The 24,539-nt window shown below is 55.7% G+C and carries 19 protein-coding genes; 5 read left to right on the top strand and 14 right to left on the bottom strand.

The features are described 5' to 3' along the window. Window positions 1-167: 167 nt before the first annotated feature. From EIK79_RS07040 to EIK79_RS07015, 6 genes are all read right to left on the bottom strand, one after another. Window positions 168-2,438 carry a catalase gene (locus EIK79_RS07040; RefSeq protein ID WP_124954413.1) on the bottom strand — a complete coding sequence of 757 codons (2,271 nt, stop codon included), beginning with the start codon at window positions 2,436-2,438 and terminating at the stop codon, window positions 168-170. 678 nt (window positions 2,439-3,116) lie between these two features. Further along, window positions 3,117-4,373 (bottom strand): glycoside hydrolase family 11 protein, encoded by a 1,257-nt coding sequence (locus EIK79_RS19110; RefSeq protein WP_303645417.1) that lies wholly within the window; start codon window positions 4,371-4,373, stop codon window positions 3,117-3,119. A 144-nt stretch (window positions 4,374-4,517) separates the two neighbouring features. Beyond that, the gene (locus EIK79_RS19105; RefSeq protein ID WP_185715541.1) at window positions 4,518-5,459 is read right to left on the bottom strand and encodes a glycoside hydrolase family 11 protein; all 942 of its coding nucleotides are present in this window, start codon (window positions 5,457-5,459) and stop codon (window positions 4,518-4,520) included. A 1,843-nt stretch (window positions 5,460-7,302) separates the two neighbouring features. Continuing rightward, complete coding sequence (locus tag EIK79_RS07025; RefSeq protein WP_124954411.1) at window positions 7,303-7,806, bottom strand: hypothetical protein; 504 nt, start codon at window positions 7,804-7,806, stop codon at window positions 7,303-7,305. Further along, window positions 7,803-8,582, bottom strand: a complete 780-nt coding sequence (locus tag EIK79_RS07020; RefSeq protein ID WP_124954410.1) for an ABC transporter permease subunit — start codon at window positions 8,580-8,582, stop codon at window positions 7,803-7,805. Before EIK79_RS07020 ends, EIK79_RS07025 begins: the two co-directional genes overlap by 4 nt. Then, window positions 8,582-9,529 carry an ABC transporter ATP-binding protein gene (locus EIK79_RS07015; RefSeq protein ID WP_124954409.1) on the bottom strand — a complete coding sequence of 316 codons (948 nt, stop codon included), beginning with the start codon at window positions 9,527-9,529 and terminating at the stop codon, window positions 8,582-8,584. Before EIK79_RS07015 ends, EIK79_RS07020 begins: the two co-directional genes overlap by 1 nt. A gap of 280 nt (window positions 9,530-9,809) precedes the next feature. Between EIK79_RS07015 and EIK79_RS07010 the strand changes: the two genes are divergently transcribed. Both EIK79_RS07010 and EIK79_RS07005 read left to right on the top strand, forming a co-directional pair. Then, entirely contained in the window at window positions 9,810-10,475 is a 666-nt protein-coding gene (locus EIK79_RS07010) for an ABC transporter permease (RefSeq protein WP_124954408.1), read from the top strand. Window positions 10,476-10,645: 170 nt separating this feature from the next. Next, the gene (locus EIK79_RS07005; RefSeq protein WP_124954407.1) at window positions 10,646-11,401 is read left to right on the top strand and encodes an SDR family NAD(P)-dependent oxidoreductase; all 756 of its coding nucleotides are present in this window, start codon (window positions 10,646-10,648) and stop codon (window positions 11,399-11,401) included. Window positions 11,402-11,455: 54 nt separating this feature from the next. Here the strand turns inward: EIK79_RS07005 and EIK79_RS07000 are convergent, their stop codons facing one another. The 4 genes from EIK79_RS07000 to EIK79_RS06985 all read right to left on the bottom strand — a co-directional run bounded on the left by EIK79_RS07000 (window position 11,456) and on the right by EIK79_RS06985 (window position 14,752). Beyond that, a complete protein-coding gene (locus EIK79_RS07000) occupies window positions 11,456-12,205 on the bottom strand; it encodes an SDR family NAD(P)-dependent oxidoreductase (protein ID WP_124954406.1) in 750 nt (249 codons plus the stop codon). 86 nt (window positions 12,206-12,291) lie between these two features. Then, on the bottom strand, window positions 12,292-12,888 hold the full coding sequence (locus EIK79_RS06995) for a TetR/AcrR family transcriptional regulator (RefSeq protein ID WP_233738002.1): 597 nt from the start codon (window positions 12,886-12,888) through the stop codon (window positions 12,292-12,294). A gap of 145 nt (window positions 12,889-13,033) precedes the next feature. After that, window positions 13,034-13,354, bottom strand: coding sequence for a 2Fe-2S iron-sulfur cluster-binding protein (locus EIK79_RS06990; protein WP_124954405.1), 321 nt, complete (start codon window positions 13,352-13,354; stop codon window positions 13,034-13,036). 3 nt (window positions 13,355-13,357) lie between these two features. After that, complete coding sequence (locus EIK79_RS06985) at window positions 13,358-14,752, bottom strand: selenium-binding family protein (RefSeq protein WP_124954404.1); 1,395 nt, start codon at window positions 14,750-14,752, stop codon at window positions 13,358-13,360. A 252-nt stretch (window positions 14,753-15,004) separates the two neighbouring features. Here EIK79_RS06985 and EIK79_RS06980 point away from each other — a divergent pair, with 252 nt between their 5' ends. Beyond that, entirely contained in the window at window positions 15,005-16,081 is a 1,077-nt protein-coding gene (locus EIK79_RS06980; protein ID WP_185715540.1) for a hypothetical protein, read from the top strand. 147 nt (window positions 16,082-16,228) lie between these two features. Here the strand turns inward: EIK79_RS06980 and EIK79_RS06975 are convergent, their stop codons facing one another. From EIK79_RS06975 to EIK79_RS06960, 4 genes are all read right to left on the bottom strand, one after another. After that, window positions 16,229-16,597, bottom strand: a complete 369-nt coding sequence (locus EIK79_RS06975; RefSeq protein ID WP_124954402.1) for a PqqD family protein — start codon at window positions 16,595-16,597, stop codon at window positions 16,229-16,231. Between the two features lie 13 nt (window positions 16,598-16,610). Further along, on the bottom strand, window positions 16,611-18,536 hold the full coding sequence (locus EIK79_RS06970; RefSeq protein WP_124954401.1) for an OPT family oligopeptide transporter: 1,926 nt from the start codon (window positions 18,534-18,536) through the stop codon (window positions 16,611-16,613). Between the two features lie 97 nt (window positions 18,537-18,633). Then, a complete protein-coding gene (locus tag EIK79_RS06965) occupies window positions 18,634-19,380 on the bottom strand; it encodes a 3-oxoacyl-ACP reductase family protein (protein WP_124954400.1) in 747 nt (248 codons plus the stop codon). 90 nt (window positions 19,381-19,470) lie between these two features. Further along, window positions 19,471-19,683 (bottom strand): hypothetical protein, encoded by a 213-nt coding sequence (locus EIK79_RS06960; protein WP_124954399.1) that lies wholly within the window; start codon window positions 19,681-19,683, stop codon window positions 19,471-19,473. A gap of 169 nt (window positions 19,684-19,852) precedes the next feature. Between EIK79_RS06960 and EIK79_RS06955 the strand changes: the two genes are divergently transcribed. Together EIK79_RS06955 and EIK79_RS06950 are read left to right on the top strand one after the other, a co-directional pair. Continuing rightward, window positions 19,853-21,862, top strand: a complete 2,010-nt coding sequence (locus EIK79_RS06955) for a COG1361 S-layer family protein (RefSeq protein WP_233738000.1) — start codon at window positions 19,853-19,855, stop codon at window positions 21,860-21,862. A 13-nt stretch (window positions 21,863-21,875) separates the two neighbouring features. Further along, a complete protein-coding gene (locus EIK79_RS06950; protein WP_124954397.1) occupies window positions 21,876-24,317 on the top strand; it encodes an efflux RND transporter permease subunit in 2,442 nt (813 codons plus the stop codon). Window positions 24,318-24,539 lie beyond the last annotated feature (222 nt).

Below are 24,539 nucleotides of genomic sequence, written 5' to 3'. Positions count from 1 at the left end.
GGATTAGTTCTTCCGAGTAGGTCACTCCATTGGAGTATAGTTGTATTGCATATGATACTGTATTGTTCGGGATACGCGTTTCCCTGCCTATATGAATCATCGGTGATTAATGGATCCCCATCGAAATCTGTTTGATCACCAAAAACGGATCGAAAGTCGTCTTTGACCTACGCACGCACGCTCTCTACACTGCGCTCCCAGTGGCGGTGTTCCGCGATCGCTTCGCTGAAGGCATCAAGAAATTTATCCATGTCGTCTCCCGATCGCTTTGTCACGACGCCCTGCTCCACGACGAGATCGTCCCCGTCCCCCGAAACAGCCGTGTCTGGCAAGTCTACAGTTTCGAGCAGATCGATCCCGTCACCGAGCGCACCGATCGGCTTTTTGTGTTTGAATGCCTCAGCGATGAAATGTCTGGGCTCGCTCTGTTCTTTCATCGCCTCGACGCTATTGCTGCCGCCGGGGACGAAGACCGCGTCGTACACGACTGAGGTGGCCATTACGTGGCTCTCGTCGACCATCAGTACATCTCCGTTCGCGCCCGTTTTTTCACCGAGCACCTTCGAGATGATTGCCGTTTGTGCACCCTGTTCTTCGAGTGTTGATCTGAGTTCGCCCACCTGATCATCGTCGAATCCGTCATCCACGAGAACCGCGATCTGACGCGATTCGATCGTGTCCATCACCGTGTTCTCCTGACTCAGTGCTGGTGAACTTTTATCGTGATCGGGGTGGTGTGTTCCGGGTTCATCAGGCGGTTCGACGCCGATCCCTTCGGCAGCTCGAACGGCAAACTCGTGATCAACGTTGTTGAAGATCTCATAGATGACACGCTCCCGGACTTCTCTGTTCTCTACATTTCCGAGTTCGAAATGCGCTGCCTCCACGAGATGCTGTTTCTCTGGGTCAGACATGCTGTTCCAGAACAGTTTTGCCTGACTGAAGTGGTTACGGAAGCTCTCGCTTCGACTACGGATCTTTTTGCCCTTGACCTTTTCGGCGTGATGAACGTACCCGCCCTCTTCTTCAGTTGCCTCTCTGGGATAATCGTCCTCTAAGGAGTTCGGTGAGTAGGACGTTCTTCCTTTATTGATGGTTTGGCGCATGAATCCGGCGCGCTGATTGGTGTGGCGTTTTGCGAGCGGCCGGTTGATCGGAACTTCATCCCAGTTTGCGCTCCCGAATCGATTTAACTGTGTATCCTGATAGGAGAACAGTCGACCTTGCAAGAGGGGATCGTTCGTGAAGTCGATCCCCGGTACAACGTTGCCAGGGTGGAACGCCACCTGTTCGGTTTCGGCAAAGAAGTTATCGACGGTTTCGTTGAGCACGAGCTTGCCGATGCGCCGGACGGGAACGTCCTCTTCTGGGATGATCTTTGTCGGATCGAGTAGATCGAAATCGAACTGGTCCGCGTCGTCCTCCTCAACGATCTGGATACCGAGCTCCCACTCCGGATAGTTCCCGCTCTCGATCGCGTTGTAAAGGCCTGCACGGTTGAAATCGGATGCTTTGCCCCAGAGTTTCGTCGTCTCGTCCCACACCAACGAGTGGGTACCGTATTTGGGGAGCCAGTGGAATTTCACGAACCGGGAATCACCTTCCTCGTTGATGAACCGGAACGTGTGGACGCCAAAGCCCTGCATCATGCGGTAGGCACGCGGTAGGGCGCGATCGGAAAGCACCCACATCAACATATGCGTTATCTCGGGAGTGAGTGAGGCAAAATCCCAGAACGTGTCGTGGGCCGTTGCGGCTTGTGGAGTGGAGCTCTTCGGTTCGGGTTTGACCGCGTGGATCAAGTCTGGAAATTTGATCGCGTCGTGGATGAAGAAGATCGGCATGTTGTTCCCAACGAGATCGTAATTTCCCTCCTCGGTGTAGAATTTCGTGGCGAATCCTCGGACATCTCGGACCGTGTCGCTCGATCCTCTTGATCCCACGACCGTCGAAAACCGCGTGAAAACCGGTGTTTTCCGGTCTGGATCAGTCAGGAACTTCGCCTTCGTTAGCTCCGAGATGTCGTCGTACTCCCCCAGATCCGGATCCTCGTAGGGCTGATAATACCCGTGGGCGCCGGTTCCGCGGGCATGAACTACGCGTTCGGGAATTGATTCGTGGTCAAACTGCGTCATCTTCTCCCTGAAATGGAAATCCTCCATCAGGGTCGGGCCACGCTCGCCGGCTTTGAGCGAGTCGTCAGTGTGGTTGACGCGCACCCCCTGATCCGTCGTTAGGTATTCGCCCATGTGATCCTCGCGCATCTCATGGAGTTGCTCTTGTTTGCTGTCCTCGCTGAGGTGTTCGCGGGCGTCGTTACCGGTTCCGTGTAACTCCTCGCTTTTGTCGATTCCTCCTCCCTCTTCGGTGGTTGCTCTGTGCTTCGTCGTCTCCTCGCCGATTCCGTCGCCGTCGTTGTCGGTCTGGTCGTCAGCCATCTATTTATACACTTCTCCCACGAGATTATTAAAGATAGCTTCTAGAATGTACAAATGTTATCAAAGCTGAACTATGCTCTGTCTGGCGTCTTATTATTACTTCTTAAGTAATATTTTATAATAAATTTTTATTATATCTTTAAATTTTACAACAATTCTGAATAGACACTACAACTCTCGTTGGTGTCTATTGTGGTATAATTCTCTTCTATCTATCTTATCATGTATCTGAATAATGTATTGGTTTTCAGAGGTGTGTATTTGTATTCTTTACTATTCTTCTCATTGCTCGTGTATCACTTGATGGGAAACACAGTGTGTATTACAGCGTATATGAATAGTGTCGAATTGGCAGTTATTACTATCACATATATATTTGGTGATCGGTATGAGTATTATCGTAGGTTTTTCATTTCAAGCGACTCCTTTGCTCTCCAGCAAGCAGCAGTAACGGAGTTCGATATGACCGAGGCTTAGTAACTAGCGTTTCATAATGCAGAGTGGGTCTCTTCCGCTAGTAGCAATTTCCAAGCGTGCTACGAAGGGCTGCTGACCGCCTCGACGGTAGCCGACGTAACTGTGTCGGACTGGTCCGTTGGTGTGTCTGCCGGCACTTAGTGGCGGTCACTCGACTTCCTACGGCTCATCCTTCGGAGCGTCCCCTGTCGCCGGTAGCGGTCAAACCGAGTCGAACGTCCAGAGCTGATCGCTGTTGCTGTCCCAGGACCACTGTTGAACGTTTGACCCGTCTGAAGTCGACGAATTCGCCACGTCGACGGCCTTGTCGCTGTGGACCGGCTGGATGTGGTACTCGCCGCCGCCTTGGTCGTGGAGTTCGAAGCGCTGGTTGTTGCCGCCGCCGTCCGAGTACTGCTGGACGTTGGCACCGTCCCCAGTCGACGAGTTCGCCACGTCGAGCACTTTCCCGCTGTTAACGTTAGCGATGCGGTAGCCGCTCCCAGTGCTTTCGACGTTCCACTGCTGGTTCGAACCGCCACCGTAGGAGTACTGCTGGACATTGGCACCGTCCTGAGTGGACGAATTCGCCACGTCGAGCACTTTCCCGCTGTTGACGTTGGTAATGCGGTAGGTACCGTTCGGGACGGAACCGCCACCGCCACCACCACCGCCTCCGCCGCCACCGCCGGAGTCACCGACCGTGACGTTGGAGCTTCCACTGCTCTGGTACCCCTCGGTGGCGAGGATCTGGTAGTCGTGGTTGCCCATGTCCATGCCGTTACTGGCCCAGGCGTCGAAGTGATTACCGGTGGTGATGGTACCACCTGTCCGCCTCGACTGCCGGACGCTCCAGTACTGTGGGAAGGTTGCCTCGCCTATGATGGAGGGCTTATTGACGCGCTCCGTCTGATAGATATCGTACGTGCCGCCATCACTGTTAACGGTACCCTTGAAATTTCCAGTGGGTCGGTAGCTACCCCAGTTCTCAATAATATAATACTCGACTAGCGGGTCCGTCGTCCAACCGTACAGACACAAGTAGGCGTTACCGGACGGATTAAACGAACCCGAGTAAGCCACGTTCCTGCGGCCACCGGTCTCCCAGCCTTTGCCGCAGACGAAGTTCCCCGTGTCGCTCCATTCGGTGCTGTAGTTCCCCCCGCTACCCAATGTCATGGAGACGGTTCCTTGCGCGTCGGTCCAGAACGAGTAGAAGTATCCGCCATCGTTGCCGGTCTGGTTCTGCGTGATGGCAGCTGCGGCCGATCCTGTCATGGTTCCGACGCCGAACCCAGTCGCCACGGCGGCCGAAACCGCCTTCATGTAGTCACGACGTCCGATCGAATCCAAAACCCCCTCATCGTATTCAGTCGACTGATCGTTGTTTGTCTCGTCGTCGGTCAAGTTCTCCGCCATCGCAGCGGGATCGTTGCGTTTCTTCGGTGTATCCTCGTTATCGCGTTTGTCGTTCGTCATGGTTGTGTGAATCGTATCGCTTCGTTGTTGTGTGAGCGTTGCAAGGTGTTTGTCGGCGGCATTCCCTCATCCATACTGTCACCGGAGCTACCACAGAGACCCGGCAAAGCCGAGAGTGGATGAATCTGGTGTCTACGCACTGGCTTACGAGATCGTGATGTCGACCGAGTCAGTTGTCGTATCGCCGTTGTTGTTGGTGGCAGTGAGTGTGACAGTGTAGGTCCCTGCCGACTGGTACCGTTCGTCCGTGTACCAACCGGTCGCGGTCGTTCCGTTGCCGAGGTCCCACTCAAGGGAATTGATCCAGTTGCCTGAGTCGGCAGTGTTGTTGACATTGAACTGGATCAGCTCACCGATCGACGCCGATGTCGTACTGGGGTCGATCTCCGCGATCAGGTTTCCGGGACTACCGCCTCCGTTGTCGTCATCACCGCCACCGCCTCCGCCGCCGGAGTCACCGACCGTGATGTTGGAGCTTCCACTGCTCTGGTACCCCTCGGTGGCGAGGATCTGGTAGTCGTGGCTACCCATGTCCATGCCATTACTGATCCACGCATCGAAGTGGTTACCGGCGGTGATGGTACCGCCAGTCCGCCTTGACTGTCGGATGCTCCAGTACTGTGGGAACGTTGCCTCGCCTATGATGGAAGGGGCGTTTTCCCGCAGCGACTCGTAAATGTCGTACGTCTCCCCGTCGCTCGTGACGGTGCCCTTGTAGTCGTGTTCAGGCCGGTAGCTACCCCAGTTGTCGAGGATGTAGTACTCGACTAGCGGGTCCGTCGTCCAACCGTACAGACACAGGTACGAGTTGCCCGACGGGTTGAACGAACCGGAGTAGGTCACGTTTCTGCGGCCGCCGGTTTCCCAGCCTTTACCGCAGACGAAGTTCCCCGTGTCGTTCCATTCGACGCTGTAGTTCCCCCCGTTCCCCAACGTCATGGAGACCGACCCCTGGTCGTTGGTCCAGAACGAGTAGAAGTATCCGCCATCGTTGCCGGTCTGGTTCTCCGTGATGGCAGCCGCGGCTGGGCTCGTTACGGCTCCGACGCCGAACCCAGTCGCCACGGCGGCCGAAACTGCCTTCATGTAGCCACGTCTGCCGATTTTGCTTGTTGCTATTCGTCTCTCTGTTCCACTAGATGATTGTGGTTTGCTATCGTCTTGCATGCATATACATCCCCTCCAATCCAACAATAGACATGGTAACTAATAAATATTATGGATTTATATGTTTTACGCACAACATCTTTGTTAATTGCATTGCTGATCAGCAGGGCTGTTTCTCGGCTACTCTGTGTTGTCCCCATCCCTTCGATCAGCCTTGATCTCGGACGCGACAGCTATCGGGGGTGACGCGTGAGCTGTGCAGAGAATCAATCTACTCGCCTGTACCGTCCGTTCCCTATTGGAGAATGAACGGTGTGTTTTCAGGTAGTTATGCAGAGGTATTTTCTGACGGTAGATCATCCAAGCATATCACATCAAATATCGTGTTAAATATCGCTTTATCGGTAGTGTTCTAACGTGTAGAACAAACGAAGGCAGAGGGACGCTATTCAAACACCACTCAGTGCAGGGCTACGGGTGTGTCCTCGATAGAACTCCAGCACTGTAACACGACACTCCTAATAGATTATTTATATTGGTTAGGGTGTATTCGCGCATTTATCACGATATTTCCAACGGACGTGCCAGTTGCGGTGCGATCTCGGGGAGAAAGTGTTCTCCACCACAGAATGATCGATAGCAACCGAGAAAGAACGGTGTTCAAACCACGATCATCGGCCGTCGTTCAAGCGACCCGCTGTACTACTTAGAGATGCGCTGCCAGCAGGAAACGCTTCGCGGAACAGGATTCACCCTATCGAAAGGTGATGGCTGTTCGGTACAAACGTGTTGTGAACGGCGTAGAAGACTACTCCGTGTGTTTCGAAGCAAATTTTTGGTGTTGTGTCGATATGATGACCGCCATCGGCCTGAAAGCCGGGTAGCACTGATTGAGCGGATCCGATCGTTTCCATTACACTCGTACGGGTGTAATTCTTCTCTGTCGTCACTGGTCTGGTCCGCATTGATGAGAATGATGGATTTGCTGTTACCAAGCCACAGTGTACACCCGCTGTCTCCGTCGAGGTCGGTGCGTTGTCTCAGTGCTTCTTGAACGAGTCCGCGATATCGCAGAGAGAATCGTAGCCCGTACTGTCGTCTGCATCAATCTCTCGAAGGAGCACATATCGGAACTACTTGACGAATATCAGTAATGAAGGTTTCTTCAAACTAAACAGGCAGCTGCATAGGTATGTGGTTATGTTGTTATGTGGTAGCTGTTCTATGGTACTGATCAGGGAACAATTAACCTCACGATTCAAACTAGACACCGGTATTACACCTTGTATATCTAGATCAAATCATAATTGCTTCGTATAGACGCACACTCCTGATCTTATCTTTCTGCTAATACTAATTACTGTAGATATTCTATCCTTGATAGTTTATAATCAATCAAAAATACTATATGAGTGATTGTGTCGCATTATGTATTAGCATTATTTTTTGAGTTTGAACTGGTTCACGCAGCTCCCGAGTGATCTATTTTTCTGCCGGGACCGCAGAATTCCTCCCCCAGCTGTCTGATAGCGAGCGGCAGGCTACCGAGTAGTACGACACGGCTCCGCTACACCGTCGGGGGGTGAGCACGAGGTGAGCGCGTTATCGGAGACGCATTGCTGTCGAATGGCTCCTCATTTGCTAACTACATGCTAACACAATACTGTCCCAGATTCGATTTAGTGGTGATCATGCCCGTGCCACCGATACACTGATCCGACGTGCTGTTGCTGTCGGCGTCTAGCGCAGCAGGCGGTGATGGGCTGAGACGCGCTTTCTCGTGTCGCTGAGAACGCCCTTCCTTTCGGGTTGCTAACCGCTGTCAGTCTTCGGAAGCGAGACCGAAGTATCCCGCGAGTGTTCCAAAGCCAATGGCCCCAAGGAGTGATCCTAGCCGCAGTCCGAACGCTGGCAGGGACGGTTTTGGTGTGAATCGATGGAGTACCGTTTCATAGTAGTGTCCGTCTCTGTGGACGTAAACAGTTGTCGCACCCTTTGACCTAGTAGGAACGAGCGTAGCCCACGGCTCGGGCGCTTCGTCCAGCGGGACGGTTGGGGCATCCTCCATCAGGATGCCGCTCCAGACGGTGTCGTTGTATCCGCTATCGAACAAGCGTTGGCCAGGTGCTGAGAGGTTCTGGTAGCGCACTGTTGGTGCGTCTCCGACCTGTTGTTGTCCCGTCTCACTAGCGGACTGATTAACGGGTTCCTGATGCACCCCCATCTCTATGTGGGCGTCGTAGTTCGGGACCGGGGAGACGAGGGGAGTCACGAACAGTGGGACAGCGATGAGCACCGCAATAACGGCGCGGTGGCGACGGTTCATACCAGATCACCCCGCTGGAACCGCAGATATGCCACTCCGAGCGGCACGAGGAGCCAGCCAGCTAGAATCACGCCCCCAAACCATGCCTCCAGATAGAATGGGGTCGTGTCGAGCGCGGTCGCGTCGATGTGAACGAGTGTGAATTTCGGATTGAACCGTGCAACGAGATAGTACCACGGTGGAAGGGTTTGAGACGTGAACAGGAACGTTTTGATCACCGCGAGCACCGAGTCCCAGACGAACGCGAACAGGAACGCGAGCCACACCGCGCCCCACGTCGCAACAGTCGTAGAGCGAACCGCCGCCGAAAACGCAACTGCAATGGCGACGAAGACCACGCCGAGCACCAGTATTTTGCCGCCGAAGCGCGCGTAGGCTATGACTGACGGCGACGCCTCAACCAGTACGGCATAGTGGACGCTGAGGACGGCGAACGCGATGCCGACTGTTACCGTAACGGCGGCTGCTCGGCCGAGGAATTTGCCGATGACGACATCCCGGCGCGTGTGGGGCTGTGCGAGCAGGAATTTTAAACTGCCTGACTCGCGCTCGCCCACGATCGCGTTGTACCCTAGGAGCGTTCCCACGACTGCGACGACGCTGGCGACGGCCCGATACAGGTCAGCCACCACGGCGGGCTCAGCTGGAGTGACCATCGCAAACTTATAATACGTATAGAAGGCCAGAAACGCCGTAAACAGGCTCGCCACGAGCAACAGCAGCCGCGATCGGATGGCGTCCTGAAACTCCTTTTTCGCGACTAGTTGTATACTCATTAGTCAGCCACCTCGCTGGACTGATCGTGTATCGTCGATGTGGTACTGCCCTCGGTGTAGGCCATAAAGAGGTCTTCGAGTGAGGTTGTCGTCAGATCGAAATCCTGGACCGATGCACCGGCCACTTCGAGTTCGTTCAGGACGGTCGTTTTCGCTGCGTCCGCACAGTGTACCGTCACAGTCGTGTTGGTGGCGCTGGCTGTCGAGACAGCATCCAATGCACGGAGGGCCGGGAGCGCTGACTCGGGTACCTGATCAACCTCGACAGTGAGGGTCGTCTCGGCTTCAGTGGTCTCGCGTAAGCCGGCAACGGTATCTTCAGCAATGAGTGCTCCGTCCTGAAGAATACCCACGCGGTCACAGACGGCCTCGACTTGTTCAAGGATGTGACTCGAAAAGAAGACGGTTGCGCCCTGGTCAACCTCTTCACGAACGATCGCGCGCATCGTGCGGACTCCCTCCGGATCAAGTCCCGACAACGGCTCGTCGAGAATCAACAGCTCGGGCTGGCCAACGAGGGTGGTACCCAACATGAGTCGTTGTTGCATGCCCTTCGAATACCCGCCAGCCCGGCGGTCAATGGCGTCACCAATGCCGACGCGCTCAGCGATCGTTTCAGGATCGTCGTTCGCCTCGGCCGAATCGATGACGAACTGGAGGTGTTGGCGACCGGTCAAGCGATCGTACACGTCGAACCCCTCCGGTAGAACGCCCGTGCGCTGGCAGATAGCCTGCGATTCGGCTTGGGCGTCATAACCCAACACGGAGATCTGTCCGTCAGTGGGTCGGATATAATCGAGTATGCAATTGATCACAGTTGACTTTCCCGCGCCGTTCGGGCCAAGAAAGCCGAAGACGGTGCCGTCCTCTACGACGAGATCAAGCTCGTCAACAGCAGTCACGTCACCATACTGCTTCGTTATTCCTCTCAATTCGATTGCAGTCATCCAACTGGGTGTGCCGATGGGACTGTATTAAAGGGGGAGGACTGTTTTCACCATATATCGTCAGTATACGGCCGTACACCGCTGTTTTGGACCAATTTAGGTGGTGGGATTGGCAGTGCAGCGTTGCAGACCGCTGAATTTCGGTGGACAGGGCCCATGAATCGCGAGAGATGCCTCGGTATAGCGCCGGTATACTACGGGTGTAGGGTGGTATACGGTGGTACACCGCCTTCCAGCAAGTAGACAGTGATATATATCCTGTCATGAATAGAATTGCTGTATGGATGAGAGATCCGCGTCGCTGCTCACGAAAACCCAACGACAACGGCTTCAAAATGAGTTCGCAGATGTTGACACCGCTGCGAAACAGCGTGATCAACGGCTGATTCGACAGCGAATCCAAGCCGGAGTGCTCGATTTCCGGTTACTCACCACCTATCCCGATAGGCAATATGATCTGGCGTTCGACGACGTTTCTGAGGAGGAGTTACGGCTAGCGTTGGCGGACACCTACGTGGCTGCTGAGCGGCTTCGTGTGCTGCAGCAGTATGACCGGGACCAACTGCTACGAGAGGCGCGACGCCGTGCCGAGACCGTTTCTGCACAAGCAGACGATGTCCGGTCCCTCGATCGCCTCACTCTGCAGACGGCCCCCGAGATACGCCAACAGACCGAGGAACGTCTCGGTGTGAGTCGCTGGGTGCGGCGGGCCAGAATTGGCATCATCCTCGGCAACTGTGGGCTCTTCGCTTCGATCGTACCATACACTCTTCTCGGTGGATTCGTCGGAAGAGTTCCAGCAGTTCCCTCGCTTATGCTTGGTGGAAGCGCAATCGCAGCTGGGCTGCTCGTCGGTCTCAGCATGATGATGATTATTGGACACGAACTGTTTGCTATTCTCACTGCTGGTAAGACGCTCATGAACCGAATTCAAGCGTGGTGGTAGACGATCCAGCAACGAGTACGAACAGTCCGAACCCGACTCGTTGACGACGACCGGTCGCGTGAGGAGTAGGGACGCGCGGCCGTCTCTGGGGATCTCCCGAGCCGAAGCAAGCTACACCACACCTCATTCGATCCCATGACTTAAATATTGACGATTCGTTCAACTAAGTGATGTCCGATCGATTCGCCAACAAGACAGCACTCGTTACTGGTGCTGGCAGTGGGATTGGCCGCGCAACTGCGAAACGATTTGCTCGTGAAGGGGCGGCTGTCGTTGTCGCTGATATCGATGGTGACGCTGGCAGGGAGACGGCTGAAACCATCCACGCCGACGGGGGAGAAGCCGCATTCGTTCACGTTGATGTCACTGAGGAGGATGATGTTCAACAGATGGTTACGGTTGCCCGTGAAACCTACGGAGGACTCGATATTGCCCACAACAACGCTGGTGTTCGGGGCGACGGCGTGCCGCTTGTTGATCAGACCATCGAGAACTGGAACACCGTCCTCGATATCAATCTCACGGGCGTGTGGCTCACGATGAAACACGAACTCCCGACACTCCTCGAAGACGGTGGTGGTAGTATCATCAACACCTCTTCGATCGCTGGACTCACAGCGGACGGCACTGCGCCCTATGTTGCCAGTAAACACGGTGTCGTTGGTCTCACGAAAGCGGCTGCTGTTCGCTACGGTGAACGTGGTGTTCGTGTGAACGCCGTCTGTCCCGGTGTCGTCCGAACGCCGATGGTCGAACAAGCCATGCAGAATCATTCAGACGCTGTCGATCGGATCACTAGTGAACAACCGCTCGATCGAATGGCTGATCCTGAAGAAATCGCCGCAACCGTCACCTGGCTCGCTTCCGACGACGCGTCCTATGTGAACGGACACGCTCTCCCCGTCGATGGCGGAAAACTCGCGTAGCAATACGAACATTGCGGATTTCGAACACGGTGCGTCACACCCAGTAGTAAGCGGTTACTGTACTCCGGAACCACCATCTATCGGCAGCGTATGCCCAGTGATGAACGAAGCCTCGTTTGAACAGAGCCACACGATCGCGTTGGCGATTTCTTCGGGGGCTGCTGGACGGCCCATCGGAACGTCTTCGATGAGACCGGCTCGTTCCTCCTCCGTCATCGTTTGAAGCGCGGGCGTATCGACGATCGTGGGGCAGACAGCGTTCACACGGACGCCGTCGTCAGCGAATTCAAGCGCGGCCGTCCGCGTCAGACCGATAACACCATGCTTGCTGGCACTGTACGGACTTCGACCAGGACTCCCCCGGATTCCAGCAACGGATGACACGTTGACGATAGCGCCTCCACCGGATTCCAAAAGCGCGGGTATTTCGTGTTTCAGACCGGCCCAGACACCCTTCTGATTGACAGCGGTGGTTCGGTCCCAATCTGTTTCGGTGATTTGGGGCGTGGGGACGGGTGTCGTCCCAGTGGCAGCATTGTTCACTGCGAAGTCAAGCCCTCCATAGGTGTCGACAGCTGTCTCAACGGCTGCCTTGCTCTCAGCGGGAGTGGCGACATCAACTTTAACGAACGTTGCCGTGCCGCCAGCAGCCTCGACCTGTGTCACCGTTGTCTCTCCCGCGTCACTGTCGATATCAGCGACAACGACAGCCGCCCCTTCACGAGCAAATCGTTTTGCGGTTGCACGACCGATACCGGATCCTGCCCCTGTGATGAGTGTAACTGTATCAGTGAGTCCGTTCATCCTATACTTATATATTGAATAAATATTCAAAGTTCTTCTGGTACCGGTATGAGTGCGATAACATTCACGACAAACGCGGAGTAGTTTCACGGAGCCGTGATCCGATCAATATACGAGAAAATGCCCGTCCGAAGCTCGGCAATCGATTCGTCCGGATCGTAGACTGTGAGCCGACGTGCTCGCGTACCGAGGAACAACGACACTAGCATCTCTGCCTCGACGGCTGGATCGATATCGATGAACGCCTCCGTCTCAAGCCCACGTTGTAAGATCCCAGTCACGAGCGATTTCAATCGCGTATCGACTTCGATGTACTGTTCTCGGCAGTCTAGATCGTGGGGTGCGTTCGAACGCATTTCAAACATCGCAAGCTGGACGCGATGGGTTCTCTCTTCGAGCGTTTCCGGAAGGAGTGTGTCGACTAGATACTGGAGTTGTTCACGCGGGGGTCGTTCACCAAGATCCAGTTCCGTTATGAATTCGTGGAGGACGTAGTTGAGGAACTCAACGAGGAGTTCGTCCCGACTCTCGTAATGATAATAGAGCAGTGATTTACTATTCTCGAACTCATCCGCGATCTGTTGGATCGTTAGATTCCCGTAACCATGCTTCTCTAGCGCCCGATACGTCGCCTCCATGATTTCGCGTTTTCCGGGAGTGAGTGAGGAGTTTGGACTTGTCATTACGGGTGGTGTAGTCCCTTTGGACTCGTGTCCCTTTCGGGCTCTGATTTCGCTGGTGGTATTGAACCCCAACGGAGACCAACGGCTGAGTGTCGGATGAACTACTGGAACACATACAGTGACGCAATCAGTCATCTCTTCGCTGTTACTTCAGTGGATTAGACATCATCTCCGCCTGTATCCGCGAACCGACATCGATGTGACAGTCCGACCGGGGTTCGGCAATGCAGAGGAGGACATACCCGTTTCGCTGCTGGTGCTTTTTGAGCGCCCGAGGAGATCGTCGGTAAGCGAGATCACCTGCTGTGAGTCGGCCAGTACACGTCGCACACGCTCCAGTCAGGCAGCCGTAGGGCAGTCCCAACCCCGCCCGCTCGGCCACTTCGAGTACAGTTTCATCCGCTTCGACACGAATGGATTCGGTCCGTCCGTCCTGCCACTCAAGGACGATCTCGTAGGTAGTCATCCGTTACTGCCAGACATCGCTGGTACAGTCGCCGTCCGGCCAGCGGATCTCGTGGGCACGAGCTGGTCCGTCCGGGAACGCACCGAAGTCGACGAGAAAGTCCGCATCCAGCTCCATGGTCCCGTTCCGAGGGTCGACATCTGCTTTAAGCATCACTGATCCGTTCTCGGCCTCTTCTGGGTAAAATTGATTGTCCCACGAGGAAAAGAGAGACGTCGTCCAGTAGAGGCGTTCACCGTCGAGCGACAACTGAAGCATCTGTGGCCCGCCGCCAACCTCCCGACCGTGTTCACCGGTGGGGTACGAATCACCGAAGTGGCCGCCCGCCCAAACGCGGTCAGCCAACCGTGGGACGGCAGGATCGCTGATATCGTACATCCGGACATCCCCGTGGAGCCAGTTCCCGAAAAACAGGTAGCGGTCGTCCATGGAGACGAGAAGATCCGTCACGAGACCGGGAACGGGCATCTCCCACCCTTCGTGTTCGCGGGCGTCGACATCAATGACCTTCTCGGCGTGCCACTCGCCGTCTGATTCAAAGAAATGAAAAATGTTCGAAGAGAGCGCTGCGCCGACGTACCCGTGTGTGGTCTCGGGGCTGTGGAGAAACCTGACTTCGAGTGGAATCTGCCCTTCCTCGCCAAGGTCGATCGTCTGTTCGACTTCCCGTTCAGTCCAGTTCCAGATGTGTAGTTGCTGGCCGTACCTTCCGGCTTCAACGTCCGCAAGATCAAACCCAGGATAGTAGGTAGACGGTGCCGCCCACTCTGAGGAGATCATCACGTTGTGGCGAGGCTGGTACCAGAAATCGTAGTTCATCTGTATCTCACCGGGCGGGTCCCACCGTCCTTCGATCTCGAAGTCGTCGTTGAGTTCGAGAAAGCCACCGGGCAACTCGCCGTTCGCATTCCCGAGCATACTGATGAGTATTTCGCCGTCTGGGATACAGTGGACGGTATGTGGGGCCGAGAGATCATATTCAAACACCTCCTCCGGTTCGATGATCGTCTCGATCTGGGGATTCCGGCGGTCTTTCGTGTCCACGATGTGAATGCGCGAGGAACGCTGCCCTGGAATGACGAGATGTCGACGCTCCAGCCCACCGATGTGACACGATGATGAACACGCGTTCCAGCCGAAGTGGTGGAGTTCGTCGCCCTTATTTGGCATCTCGACACGGTCGATGATTTCCGTGTACGTCTCGGAGTCTGGGTCAACATCAACGACCGAGAGGAAATCGGGCGCGTCAACATCTGTGCCGACGTACAGACTCATTACGTACGCGATCTTCTCGGGATCCGACTCCGTGATGGCTGCTTGCGGCGTCACATAGCCCGGTCCCTCTGTTTGGCCGTGGTGATGCCCTTCGGTTTCAGTGGTTGGCTCTACATCACTCATCGGGTGTATGTATAGTGATAACAGCCAACACAGGTTTCGATAGCGGAAATAATCTCTGCTACATGCGACACGCCTGTCCATAGGACCGACACGATACAACGCTGAGAATCACCCGCTGTGAATGATCCTTAGTTGGCACGTCCCTACCGCAATACTCCCATTCTATCACACCTTGGACGATAATCTATCATATATCGAATGTTACCGGTGATTAACTATCGGTATCAACGCCGTCAAACTCGCTGGATGGTCATGTCGTCCAGCACACCCCTACAGGTCTGTTTTCTCACAGGCCAACGGAACATCGCTGACTGGATGGTTGCCTCAGTGCGAGCGATGATGCGTGCCACGAATGCAGAGCTCTCACTCGTCGTTCACGCGACCAGCCCGGACGAGGGTTCAACCGATTCTACCCTCACACACCGGTTAAAGCGATACTGCCACGCTAGCGTAAAAACAGTGAAGTATCACATCCGGCGAGATCCACAGACGTACACGGCGCTTTCTGCGATCGACGGGGTGGTCTCGGTGCCGTGCATCCAGTGTAAAGCGCAACCAGCCGAGCGACTCGGTGTCAACATTCCATCCGGCGTTGTCAAGACGATTGCGAACGCCTGCGATGTTGTGGTCCATTACCGGGTGGGTATCCTTCAAGGCGATATTCTCACCCGACCGCAGTATGGGGTGTTGAGTTTCCATCACGGTGATATTCGGCAGTATCGTGGTACACCAGCAGGACTGTGGGAGTTTCTTCACGACGCGCCACAAGGTGGCGTGACACTACAACAGTTGACGCCGAAACTCGACGCGGGTGCTATTGTTGCGTTCGAACCGGTTGATCTGACTGACGCAACCACATGGGCTGCGGTTCGCCAGCGACTCTTTCGTGTCTCACCCATGGTCTTGGTCAGGGGAATACGGCACATACAGGACCCATCCTTTGAGCCAGTGTCGGTGCCTGACGAAGACCTCGGCACGCTGTACTATCTTTCCGATGTCACGCTTCGTGTCCAAGCACAATATCTCTTCAAGGAGATCAGAGGACTAATGAGCAAACCGGATGCTCCCCCGAACGGAACCGACGAGGACGCCCTTGCTTATGCGGTCGGACGGTACGCCCTCGATGGGATTTCGATCAGCAGAGCCGCCGAACTCGCTGACGTCGACCAGTGGACGATGGTAGAGACCCTTCAAAGCGCTGCTATTCCGCCAAAGCTCGATCCCGAGTCTGTCGTGGACTCCCGTCAGGGAGTCGGAGTTACTGAGGAAACACCTAACGAATACGTGGCTCAGTTTGAGGACACCGACGCGACCGATGACGACCGGTAGGCACTGGTTAACTGTTCGCGTCCGGTACGACGCCCTCTCAAACATTGCTTCGACCGATAAATCCATGCCATCGGATTCAATCGGTCTCGAAAAGAATGGTATTATATTTTATACTTCATTGCATGTCAGATCAAACCAACCTGCACATTACTCGGTTTCGGCTGCTGATTCATAGCGAATCAACTCGAATTCAGACAGTTGTGTGAGAAAATACGGCAGCGTCTCTGAAACGGGATCGACGCGTTCGGGTGCAAAGGTCGCTTTGAGTTCGTTTGCGATCTCTTCGGTTGTAGTCGAGCCATCACATTCCAACCAGACGGCGCTCCCGACTGCATCGAGTTCGAGCTCCCTGTCTGTTGGAGTATCGAACAGTTTGAAGAGAAACCGGTCGAGTCGGTTTCGAACGCGACGAGGGCGCTGAATCGTCACGTGTGGTGTTCCATCAATCTGCTCGCAGTGCCAGTCATCAGTTGTTCGAATCGGAACCGCAGTTGGATCACGAGCAGGTTCAGTCATGTCTGGCAGTTTCCTACGTGTCTGGTGTTGTGCTGGTTCCCCACAGCGTACTCACACCAAGGAACGCGAGCAAGATAGCGATGGCGATCACTCCCAGCCACAGCGAGAACTGGTCACCGAGACCGATCGGGAACGGGACGCCGCTGTCGCTGCCAACACCGAGGATACGGATTGCACCGACAACGATCCCCATAATCGCTTCGCCAGCGATGAGGCCGGCGGCGACGATCCGGCCCTGACGGGTCACCTGATCGGTGTCAGTTTCTGCGTCCGACCACGCAGTGTAGCGATCCACGAGGGCTTTCAACACTCCGCCGAGGAAGATCGGTGTCGAGAGAGTGACCGGGAGATAGATGCCGACTGCGAACGGCAACACCGGTATCTCCATCAGGATGAGAACGATCCCGAAGATGCCGCCAATGAGGACCATTCCCCAGTTGGCAGTCCCGCCAAGAACGCTCTCTGCGATCAGTGCCATGAGTCCGGCTTGTGGCGCTGGAAGCGTCTGGCCCCCGAGGCCGTAGGCCTGATTGAAGAACGCAAGGATGCCCCCGGCCAGCAGTGCTGAGAGAGCGATACCGATGAGCTGACCGAGTTGTTGGTTCCGGGGTGTCGCTCCGAGTAGATAGCCAGTCTTGAGATCTTGTGAGGTGTCACCGGCGACGGCCGCAGCGATAGCGACAACCGAACCGGTTACCAACACCACGACCGGATCTGATACGCCGGTTGAGCGGAGCACAACCGCGGCGATCAGTATCGTCGCAACCGTCATTCCAGATACAGGGTTCGAGGAACTCCCGACGACGCCGACGAGATACGAGGAGACGGCGACAAACAAGAACGCTGCCAGCACCGCGATGATGCCACCGAGCAGTCCGACGCGGACCTGCGGGATGACAACCAACAGGACCGCGACAACGGCCGCGCCAACAACGACGATACCCATCGGGAGATCGCGGGCAGTCCGTTTGCGGTCGGAGCTACGCAATCCCTGCGTGAATTCCGAACTGGCGAGACTGACGGCATCAACGATCGTCGTCCGCATTGAACCGATCGCATAAAGCCCACCGACGATCATCGCACCCGCACCGATGTAGCGGATGTAGCTGCTCCAGACGGCATTCGCTTGCTCGAACAGCGACGCCTGAGCGGCGTCCGCCGGAACCATCCCTCCAGTAACGAGCAGCGGGATGAACATCATCCACGAGACGAGACCTCCACCGAGAATGTACGCACCGATACGCGGACCGATGATGTATCCAACACCGACGAGTGCGGGCGTGAAATCCCCACCGAAGGTGAATCCACGGGTTTCAGCGACCGAAAACGCACCCTGAATCGTCGTCTGGATCACGCCCCAGATATCTGCGAGCGCCATGTAGATGGCACCCACGATGAATCCGGCCGAGACGAATCGAACGCCACGCCCGCCTTGTTCTCCGGTACGAAGAACATCTGCACAGGCAGTTCCCTCGGGATAGGGAAGCTCCTGGTGTTGTTCGACGATGAGATACCGCCGCATTGGGATCATGAACAGCACGCCTAAGGTGCCACCCAGCAGCGCAACCATCGCCGTCGTCACGAGGTCGATCGATTCTCCAAGAAAGACCACACCAGCCAACGAGAAAATCACGCCTGCGGTGAGTGATGATCCCGCCGATGTCATCGTCTGGACGATGTTGTTTTCGAGAATGGTGCCACCGATGCCGAACCGTCCCAGCCCGTAAAACGCCCCCATGCTGATGACTGCCGCAGGAATAGACGCACTGATCGTCAAGCCCGCGCGTAGTCCGAGGTACGTGTTCGCCGCCATCAAAACGACGTTGAGAACGAGACCGAGCAGTACGGCCTTTACCGTTAGCTCCGTGACACTACGGTCGGCCGGAACGTAGGGATCGACATCATCGGTATGTGAAGACGTATCTTTCTTCTGCGCCATTGACAACTACGAGCTGCTACCGCCTGCGACTAGGAAAATATTGCGCTATCACTTCAGGAATGAGGATGCATAGCATTCTCAACCGGTTTTACATTGCCTAATGCATCGCATCGCCACCGTCGGGACTGAGTGTCTGTCCCGTATAATAGTCCCCGCCGTGTCCGGCGAGCAGCACTGCCGTGGGCACGACTTCGTCTACGGTTCCAATCCGGCTGAGTGGCACTTCAGCTTTCTTGTTTTCGCGCCACTCCTCGGTTGTATCGTCGAGGAGGTCGGTTTCGATAGGTCCCGGCGCGATGGCGTTGACCTGAACGTCAGGAGCAACCTCCCGAGCTAGTGCGCGTGTGAAGGCGATAATACCGCCTTTTGCGGCCGAGTAGTGGGTGAGTTCCTCGGCCCCCTTGATCCCCAATTGTGATGCTATATTGATAATTCTTCCCTCACTTCGGTCGAGCATTCCAGCAATAACGAAGCGTGTAACCAGGAACGCGCCTCGGAGATCGACTGAAATGGTTCGATCCCACGTCTCGACATCCATCTCTGCAAGCGTCGATGGTTCAAGAACACCGGCATTGTTCACGAGCACGTCGATGCCACCGAATTCTTCTATAACTGTCTCGACGAGTTCTTTGGTCTCGTTCTCGTCACTGACATCGGCCTGCACAGCGGTGGCGGAACCGCCGGCGTCCTCGATCGTTTCGACTGTCTCCTCAGCTCCCTCTTCGTTCGAATGGTAGTTCACCGCTACTGCAGCACCCTCACGACCGAATCCCTCCGCTATTCCGCGTCCGATGCTTCTCGACGCCCCCGTGATCAAGGCCGATTTGTCATCAAGGGATCCCATGACGGCGCTACGCAGTCGAACACCGTTAAAGTCCACCCGGCGAATTCACGCGGTTTTCTGAGTAGATGGAGGTCTGGGTCGAAGCCAAATTCACCCGGGGAGACGCCCGTGTTCGGTACAGTCGGTGCCGTTGATTGGTTGTTTGCTGCTGCCACCGATCCCATGTCGGTCTTCGTCGGCTCCGCTGCCGAGTCGATCGTAGAACTCGGTGGCGTGAGATCGTGATTCCGGCGTACTGCCTTGACGGAGCCACCGAAACTGTATGCGCACCCCCGCATACAGTGACTGGTCGCGTTCACCCACGACGGAAGACGATCAACTGGGTTATCGAGCACCGAAGAAATTATTTTTATAGACTGCTAGTAGGAAAATAGTATGGACGACGCTAATGCGGAGCGACAGTCAAACAGCGCAAGACTTTCCGAGGGATGGCGGCTGTGACGGAGAAATTCGCTGTTCGAGCTGGCTACCGATGAACCACTCGGCGCTCGCCGTTTCGCTCGTCGGTCTTCTCGTTTTCCACGGGATCGCCGTCGGCTTCATTGTGGGCGATTCGGCCGTCGGAAACGTCGCAAACGGAGCGGAAACGACCGCTGGTGAGTTCACGGAAACGTTCTCCGATAGCGATACTGCGGCGTCGGTCGCCGCGTCTTCGGTGTTCGAGACGAGTGAGCAGATCATCGCAACTCCTCCTTCGCCTGATGCAGAGTTCGAAGTCGTCTCAGTTTCCTCTGACGTGCCCGCCGGCGGAATCGGAAACGTCTCCGTGACCATCGAGAACACCGGTGAGGACGCTACGAATGCGGTCGTGAGCCTCCAGTCGCTGTCGGGCGATTTCTCGTTCGGCCAATCGCCGAACACCAGCCGCTTCGTTGGCGAGTGGAATGTGGGAGAGGTACGGACCATTGAGGTGCAAGCGCGGATGTCACGCACAGCCGATACGACCGAGTATCCTGTGCGAGCGACGATCACCTACGAAGACAGCGGCGGTAATTCATCCCGGTCGTCACCGCTCACGTTCGGCGTCGCACCGGATGGTGAACAGCGGTTTTCGCTCTCCGGTGTCGATGGCGACTTGCAGGCGGGCGAGTCAGGAACCATCTCCGGTACGATTACGAATGAAGGTCCTCAATCGGCCACCGATGCGGTACTCACGTTCGGCTCCAACGGCAACCACGACGTGATTCCTCGTCAGTCCCAGTACGTGCTTGGGAGTCTCGATTCGGATGAATCAGAATCGTTCGAGCTGCCGGTGGCGGTCAATAGCACTGCTGAACCCGGTCAGCGGCAGGTTCCACTTGTAGTGGAGTATTACGATCAAAACATGAATCCCGTACAAAGCCAAGAACTCACTGCTCAAATCGATATCGACGACGAACGCGACGATTTCGAGGTGGTTTCCTCGTCTACTGAGCTGCAGGTCGGCAGCACAGGGATCGTCTCGGTGACACTCGAAAACGCTGACGCGGACGCCTCAGAGGCCACCGTCAACCTCCGGTCGCTTTCGAGCGGCATCACGTTTGGCCACACCGCGAACGCTACGCAGTTCGTCGGGGAGTGGGATGAGGGTGAAGAGCGGACGATCACGCTCAACGCCACCGCAAGCAACCAAACCAATGCCCGGAGTTACCCGTTTCAAGCCACCGTCTCGTACGACGACGCTGACGGCGACCAGACCCGAGCAGGACCGTTCATCGTGGGCGTCACACCCCAACCCAAACAGAGCTTTATCGTTACAAACACGAGTAGCACACTCCGCGTGGGGGATGAGGGCACTGTCACCACTGTGGTGACGAATCAGGGCCCGCAGAACGTTTCGAACGCCGTCGTTTCCCTCGTGACACACAGCCAGAACAGTAATCCACAGGAAACTGAAGTCGCTATCGGCTCTCTCTCGGTAGGAGAATCGACGACCGTCTCCGTTCCCGTAGAAACCACCGACAGCGCGGAGCCTGGGCAGCGCCAGTTTTCCTTCGTCGTAGAATATGACGACGAGAGCGGCAATGCCGGTCAGAGCGAAACACTCGATACACAGGTTGCTGTCGCCCCACAGCGCGACGAATTTATCGTTGAACGCGTGAATGCCACCATTGATGTTGGGTCCACAGGGACGGTAACGCTGAACGTAACCAACAATCGTGATACCGTAGTGAGAAATATCAACGCCAAAACGTTCGTCGACGATCCGCTGTCGACCAGCACCAGTGATGCGTACATCGCACGGTTACAGCCCGGTGAGTCAGCGCAAATCGCATTCGATGTGAGCGTGAACGCCGACGCGAGCGATGGACAGTATCCCCTGTCGATCGATTTCGAATACGAGACTGCTTCGGATGACTCGAAACTCTCACAAACGTATGAGATCCCGGTCACAGCGACTACTGAGGGAGACGATGGCATACTTCCCGTGCTCGGTGTGACGGTTGGTCTCGGCGCGTTGTTCGCACTGCTCGGTGCCGGTTGGGTCCGGATGAAACAGTGACTTCCGACAGGATATGGTCGACCATCAGCGATACATCAACGCGGTCGATGTCTGGATCATCGAGCGACCAGAGAGGGTGATTCTCGCGTTTGTGTTGTTGACAGCGATTTTTGCGGTCGGATTCACAAACATCTCGACCGAATCCGGAACTAGCCAGTTCACCGAGGATAGCCCCGCGCAGGACGCCCTTGATGATGTGAATCAACGGTTCGCACCACCGTTCGAGGAGGCGAACGGGAGCACTCAACTCATCCAATCGGGACCGAACGTCCTCGCGAAAGATGAACTGGTGGCGATGCTCGAAGTCCAACAGCGTCTTGTGGCACGCAAGAATCTTCGAGTGGTCGCTACATCGAGTGCCGCGCGGATCGTTGCGCACACGCTTGATCCGAACGCAACGACGCTCGATGCGCAGATCCGGACGATCGAGCGTGCAACACCCACGGAGATCGAAACGGCGATTCGGACGGCCGCCGTGAGGACTGGTTTCACCGAGCTGCTCAGTGAGGATTTCAACCGAAAGTCAGCATCGGCTGCTGCAACCGTCGGGACCGTTCACCACGACGTAGGTGGTGTCTCACAGTCGGCCGGAACGAGCGGGAATAGCCCGCTGACAGACATTCAAACACGCACACAGTCCGTGGCCGAAAGCGTTGACAGCGATATCCGGGTGTTTGGCAGTGGTGTCGTCTCTACAGAGTTCACGAACATCATCTTCGACTCGCTCATCATCGTTGTGCCCGCGGTCGCACTGCTGATTCTCGTTTTTCTGGTGTTCGCCTACCGCGATCCGATCGACCTCCTCTTAGGGATGCTCTCGCTCGTGATGGCGGTCATCTGGACGTTCGGATTCACCGGGCTGGCGGGGCTGCAGTTCACGCAGATGCTCATCGCCGTGCCGCCGCTGTTGCTTGCGGTAGGAATCGACTTCGGAATTCACGCCATCAATCGCTACCGTGAGGAACGAGTCACCGGGGCCACGATTGATGAGTCGATGCGGGCGACAACCGATCAGTTGCTCGTGGCCTTTTTCATCGTCACGGGCACCACGGTCGTCGGATTCGCCGCGAACGGTATCAGCGATCTCGGACCGATTCGTCAGTTCGGTCTCGTTGCCGCCGTCGGCATCGTCTTTACGTTCCTGATTTTCGGGATTTTCCTGCCAGCCACAAAGGTGTGGGCCGACCGGCTCCGGAACCAACGTGGGATCCGGGAGTTCGGGGTTCGTCCGCTCGGCTCGGAAGGGTCGCTGTTGGGGCGGATACTGACAGTCGGGGTCGTCGTCGCCCGGCGTGCGCCCTACGCGCTGCTCGCGGCGACAGTGCTCATCTCGGTTGGGGCTGGTTTCTACGCGACCGGTGTCGACACCTCGTTTTCACAGGACGATTTCCTCCCACCAGAGGAAGTCCCCGACTACGTCGCGGGACTCCCCGAACCGCTTGCACCCAGCACCTACACCGTGACCGCCACGTCGAATTTCCTCGATGAACGATTCGCTACCACACAAGATGATACAGTGACGATATACGTTGAGGGGAATCTCCGGAAGGATTCCGCGCTCGAATCGATTCAGCGCGCAAATCAGGATCCGCCGAACACTCTCACGCCGAACAACCGCGAGGTCGATACTGAGAGTATTATCACAGTGATTCGTGACTACGCAGAGCAATCGACGGCGTTCGCGCAGTTGGTCGACCGGAACGATGTCGACGGTGATGGCGTGCCCGACGACAACCTGGGTGACATCTACGACGCGCTACTCGATTCGTCGTATCGGGGGCAAGCGCGTGAATACATCACTCCGGACTACCGGCATACTCAAGTCGTCTACTCGACCGCAAGCGATGCCCCACAGGAGGAGATCACGAGCGACGCCCGCGCATTCACCGACCGCTATCGCTTCCCAGCGATTGCCACGGGACAAACCGTCGTGTTGCAGGCCGTCTCTGACGCCATCTTCGAGTCAGCGATCAAGAGCCTCCTCACGGCGCTCGTCGTCACAGTGTTGTTCCTCGTGTTGGTTTACTACGGTATCGAAGGCCGGCCCTCCTTCGGTATCGTGAATCTCGTGCCGATTGTCGTTTCGGTCGCGCTGCTTGCAGGGTCGATGCGACTGTTCGGTATTCCGTTCAACGCGTTGACTGCAACGATCCTCTCGATCACCATCGGCCTCGGAGTCGATTATTCGGCGCACTTCGTCCATCGGTTTGCCGACGAGTACGATGAGCGCACAGACCTTTTCGCCGCGCTCGAAGAAACCGTTCGCGGAACCGGAGGTGCGCTCACCGGTAGTATGCTCACGACCACGACTGGTATTGGGGTGCTTGTGCTGGCGATTACACCAATTCTCGGTCAATTCGGTCTTGTCGTCGCGCTCTCTATCTTTTTTGCGTATCTGACATCGATTCTTATCACTCCATCGGTTATTGTTGTGTGGGATCGAATAACACGATAGAAAAGGCGCTTTCAGTGTGTCTCTGAATGAGTCGTGTACGCACTCATCATACCTATTCATATTCCATTTACCCTGAACGAAATAATTAGTGTATTTTATTATATATCTATTCTATAAAATCATTAAGGGTCACGAGAAGGTATGAGAATAGATTATCACGGTGATTCGGATACATACCATATAGAAATCAACATTTAATCGTTGGCGGGCTCCTCTGTGGCA

It is taken from the genome of Halocatena pleomorpha, from assembly GCF_003862495.1.
In the GTDB taxonomy this organism is placed as follows: domain Archaea; phylum Halobacteriota; class Halobacteria; order Halobacteriales; family Haloarculaceae; genus Halocatena; species Halocatena pleomorpha.
This window is presented reverse-complemented; position numbering and strand designations above follow the sequence as displayed.

Excerpts from the sequence above, each read along its gene's own strand:
- EIK79_RS07040 (WP_124954413.1), bottom strand. The coding sequence starts at position 2,438 with ATGGCTGACGACCAGACCGACAACGACGGCGACGGAATCGGCGAGGAG.
- EIK79_RS19110 (WP_303645417.1), bottom strand. The coding sequence starts at position 4,373 with ATGACGAACGACAAACGCGATAACGAGGATACACCGAAGAAACGCAAC.
- EIK79_RS19105 (WP_185715541.1), bottom strand. The coding sequence starts at position 5,459 with ATGAAGGCAGTTTCGGCCGCCGTGGCGACTGGGTTCGGCGTCGGAGCC.
- EIK79_RS07025 (WP_124954411.1), bottom strand. The coding sequence starts at position 7,806 with ATGAACCGTCGCCACCGCGCCGTTATTGCGGTGCTCATCGCTGTCCCA.
- EIK79_RS07020 (WP_124954410.1), bottom strand. The coding sequence starts at position 8,582 with ATGAGTATACAACTAGTCGCGAAAAAGGAGTTTCAGGACGCCATCCGA.
- EIK79_RS07015 (WP_124954409.1), bottom strand. The coding sequence starts at position 9,529 with ATGACTGCAATCGAATTGAGAGGAATAACGAAGCAGTATGGTGACGTG.
- EIK79_RS07010 (WP_124954408.1), top strand. The coding sequence starts at position 9,810 with ATGGATGAGAGATCCGCGTCGCTGCTCACGAAAACCCAACGACAACGG.
- EIK79_RS07005 (WP_124954407.1), top strand. The coding sequence starts at position 10,646 with ATGTCCGATCGATTCGCCAACAAGACAGCACTCGTTACTGGTGCTGGC.
- EIK79_RS07000 (WP_124954406.1), bottom strand. The coding sequence starts at position 12,205 with ATGAACGGACTCACTGATACAGTTACACTCATCACAGGGGCAGGATCC.
- EIK79_RS06995 (WP_233738002.1), bottom strand. The coding sequence starts at position 12,888 with ATGACAAGTCCAAACTCCTCACTCACTCCCGGAAAACGCGAAATCATG.
- EIK79_RS06990 (WP_124954405.1), bottom strand. The coding sequence starts at position 13,354 with ATGACTACCTACGAGATCGTCCTTGAGTGGCAGGACGGACGGACCGAA.
- EIK79_RS06985 (WP_124954404.1), bottom strand. The coding sequence starts at position 14,752 with ATGAGTGATGTAGAGCCAACCACTGAAACCGAAGGGCATCACCACGGC.
- EIK79_RS06980 (WP_185715540.1), top strand. The coding sequence starts at position 15,005 with ATGTCGTCCAGCACACCCCTACAGGTCTGTTTTCTCACAGGCCAACGG.
- EIK79_RS06975 (WP_124954402.1), bottom strand. The coding sequence starts at position 16,597 with ATGACTGAACCTGCTCGTGATCCAACTGCGGTTCCGATTCGAACAACT.
- EIK79_RS06970 (WP_124954401.1), bottom strand. The coding sequence starts at position 18,536 with ATGGCGCAGAAGAAAGATACGTCTTCACATACCGATGATGTCGATCCC.
- EIK79_RS06965 (WP_124954400.1), bottom strand. The coding sequence starts at position 19,380 with ATGGGATCCCTTGATGACAAATCGGCCTTGATCACGGGGGCGTCGAGA.
- EIK79_RS06955 (WP_233738000.1), top strand. The coding sequence starts at position 19,853 with ATGAACCACTCGGCGCTCGCCGTTTCGCTCGTCGGTCTTCTCGTTTTC.
- EIK79_RS06950 (WP_124954397.1), top strand. The coding sequence starts at position 21,876 with ATGGTCGACCATCAGCGATACATCAACGCGGTCGATGTCTGGATCATC.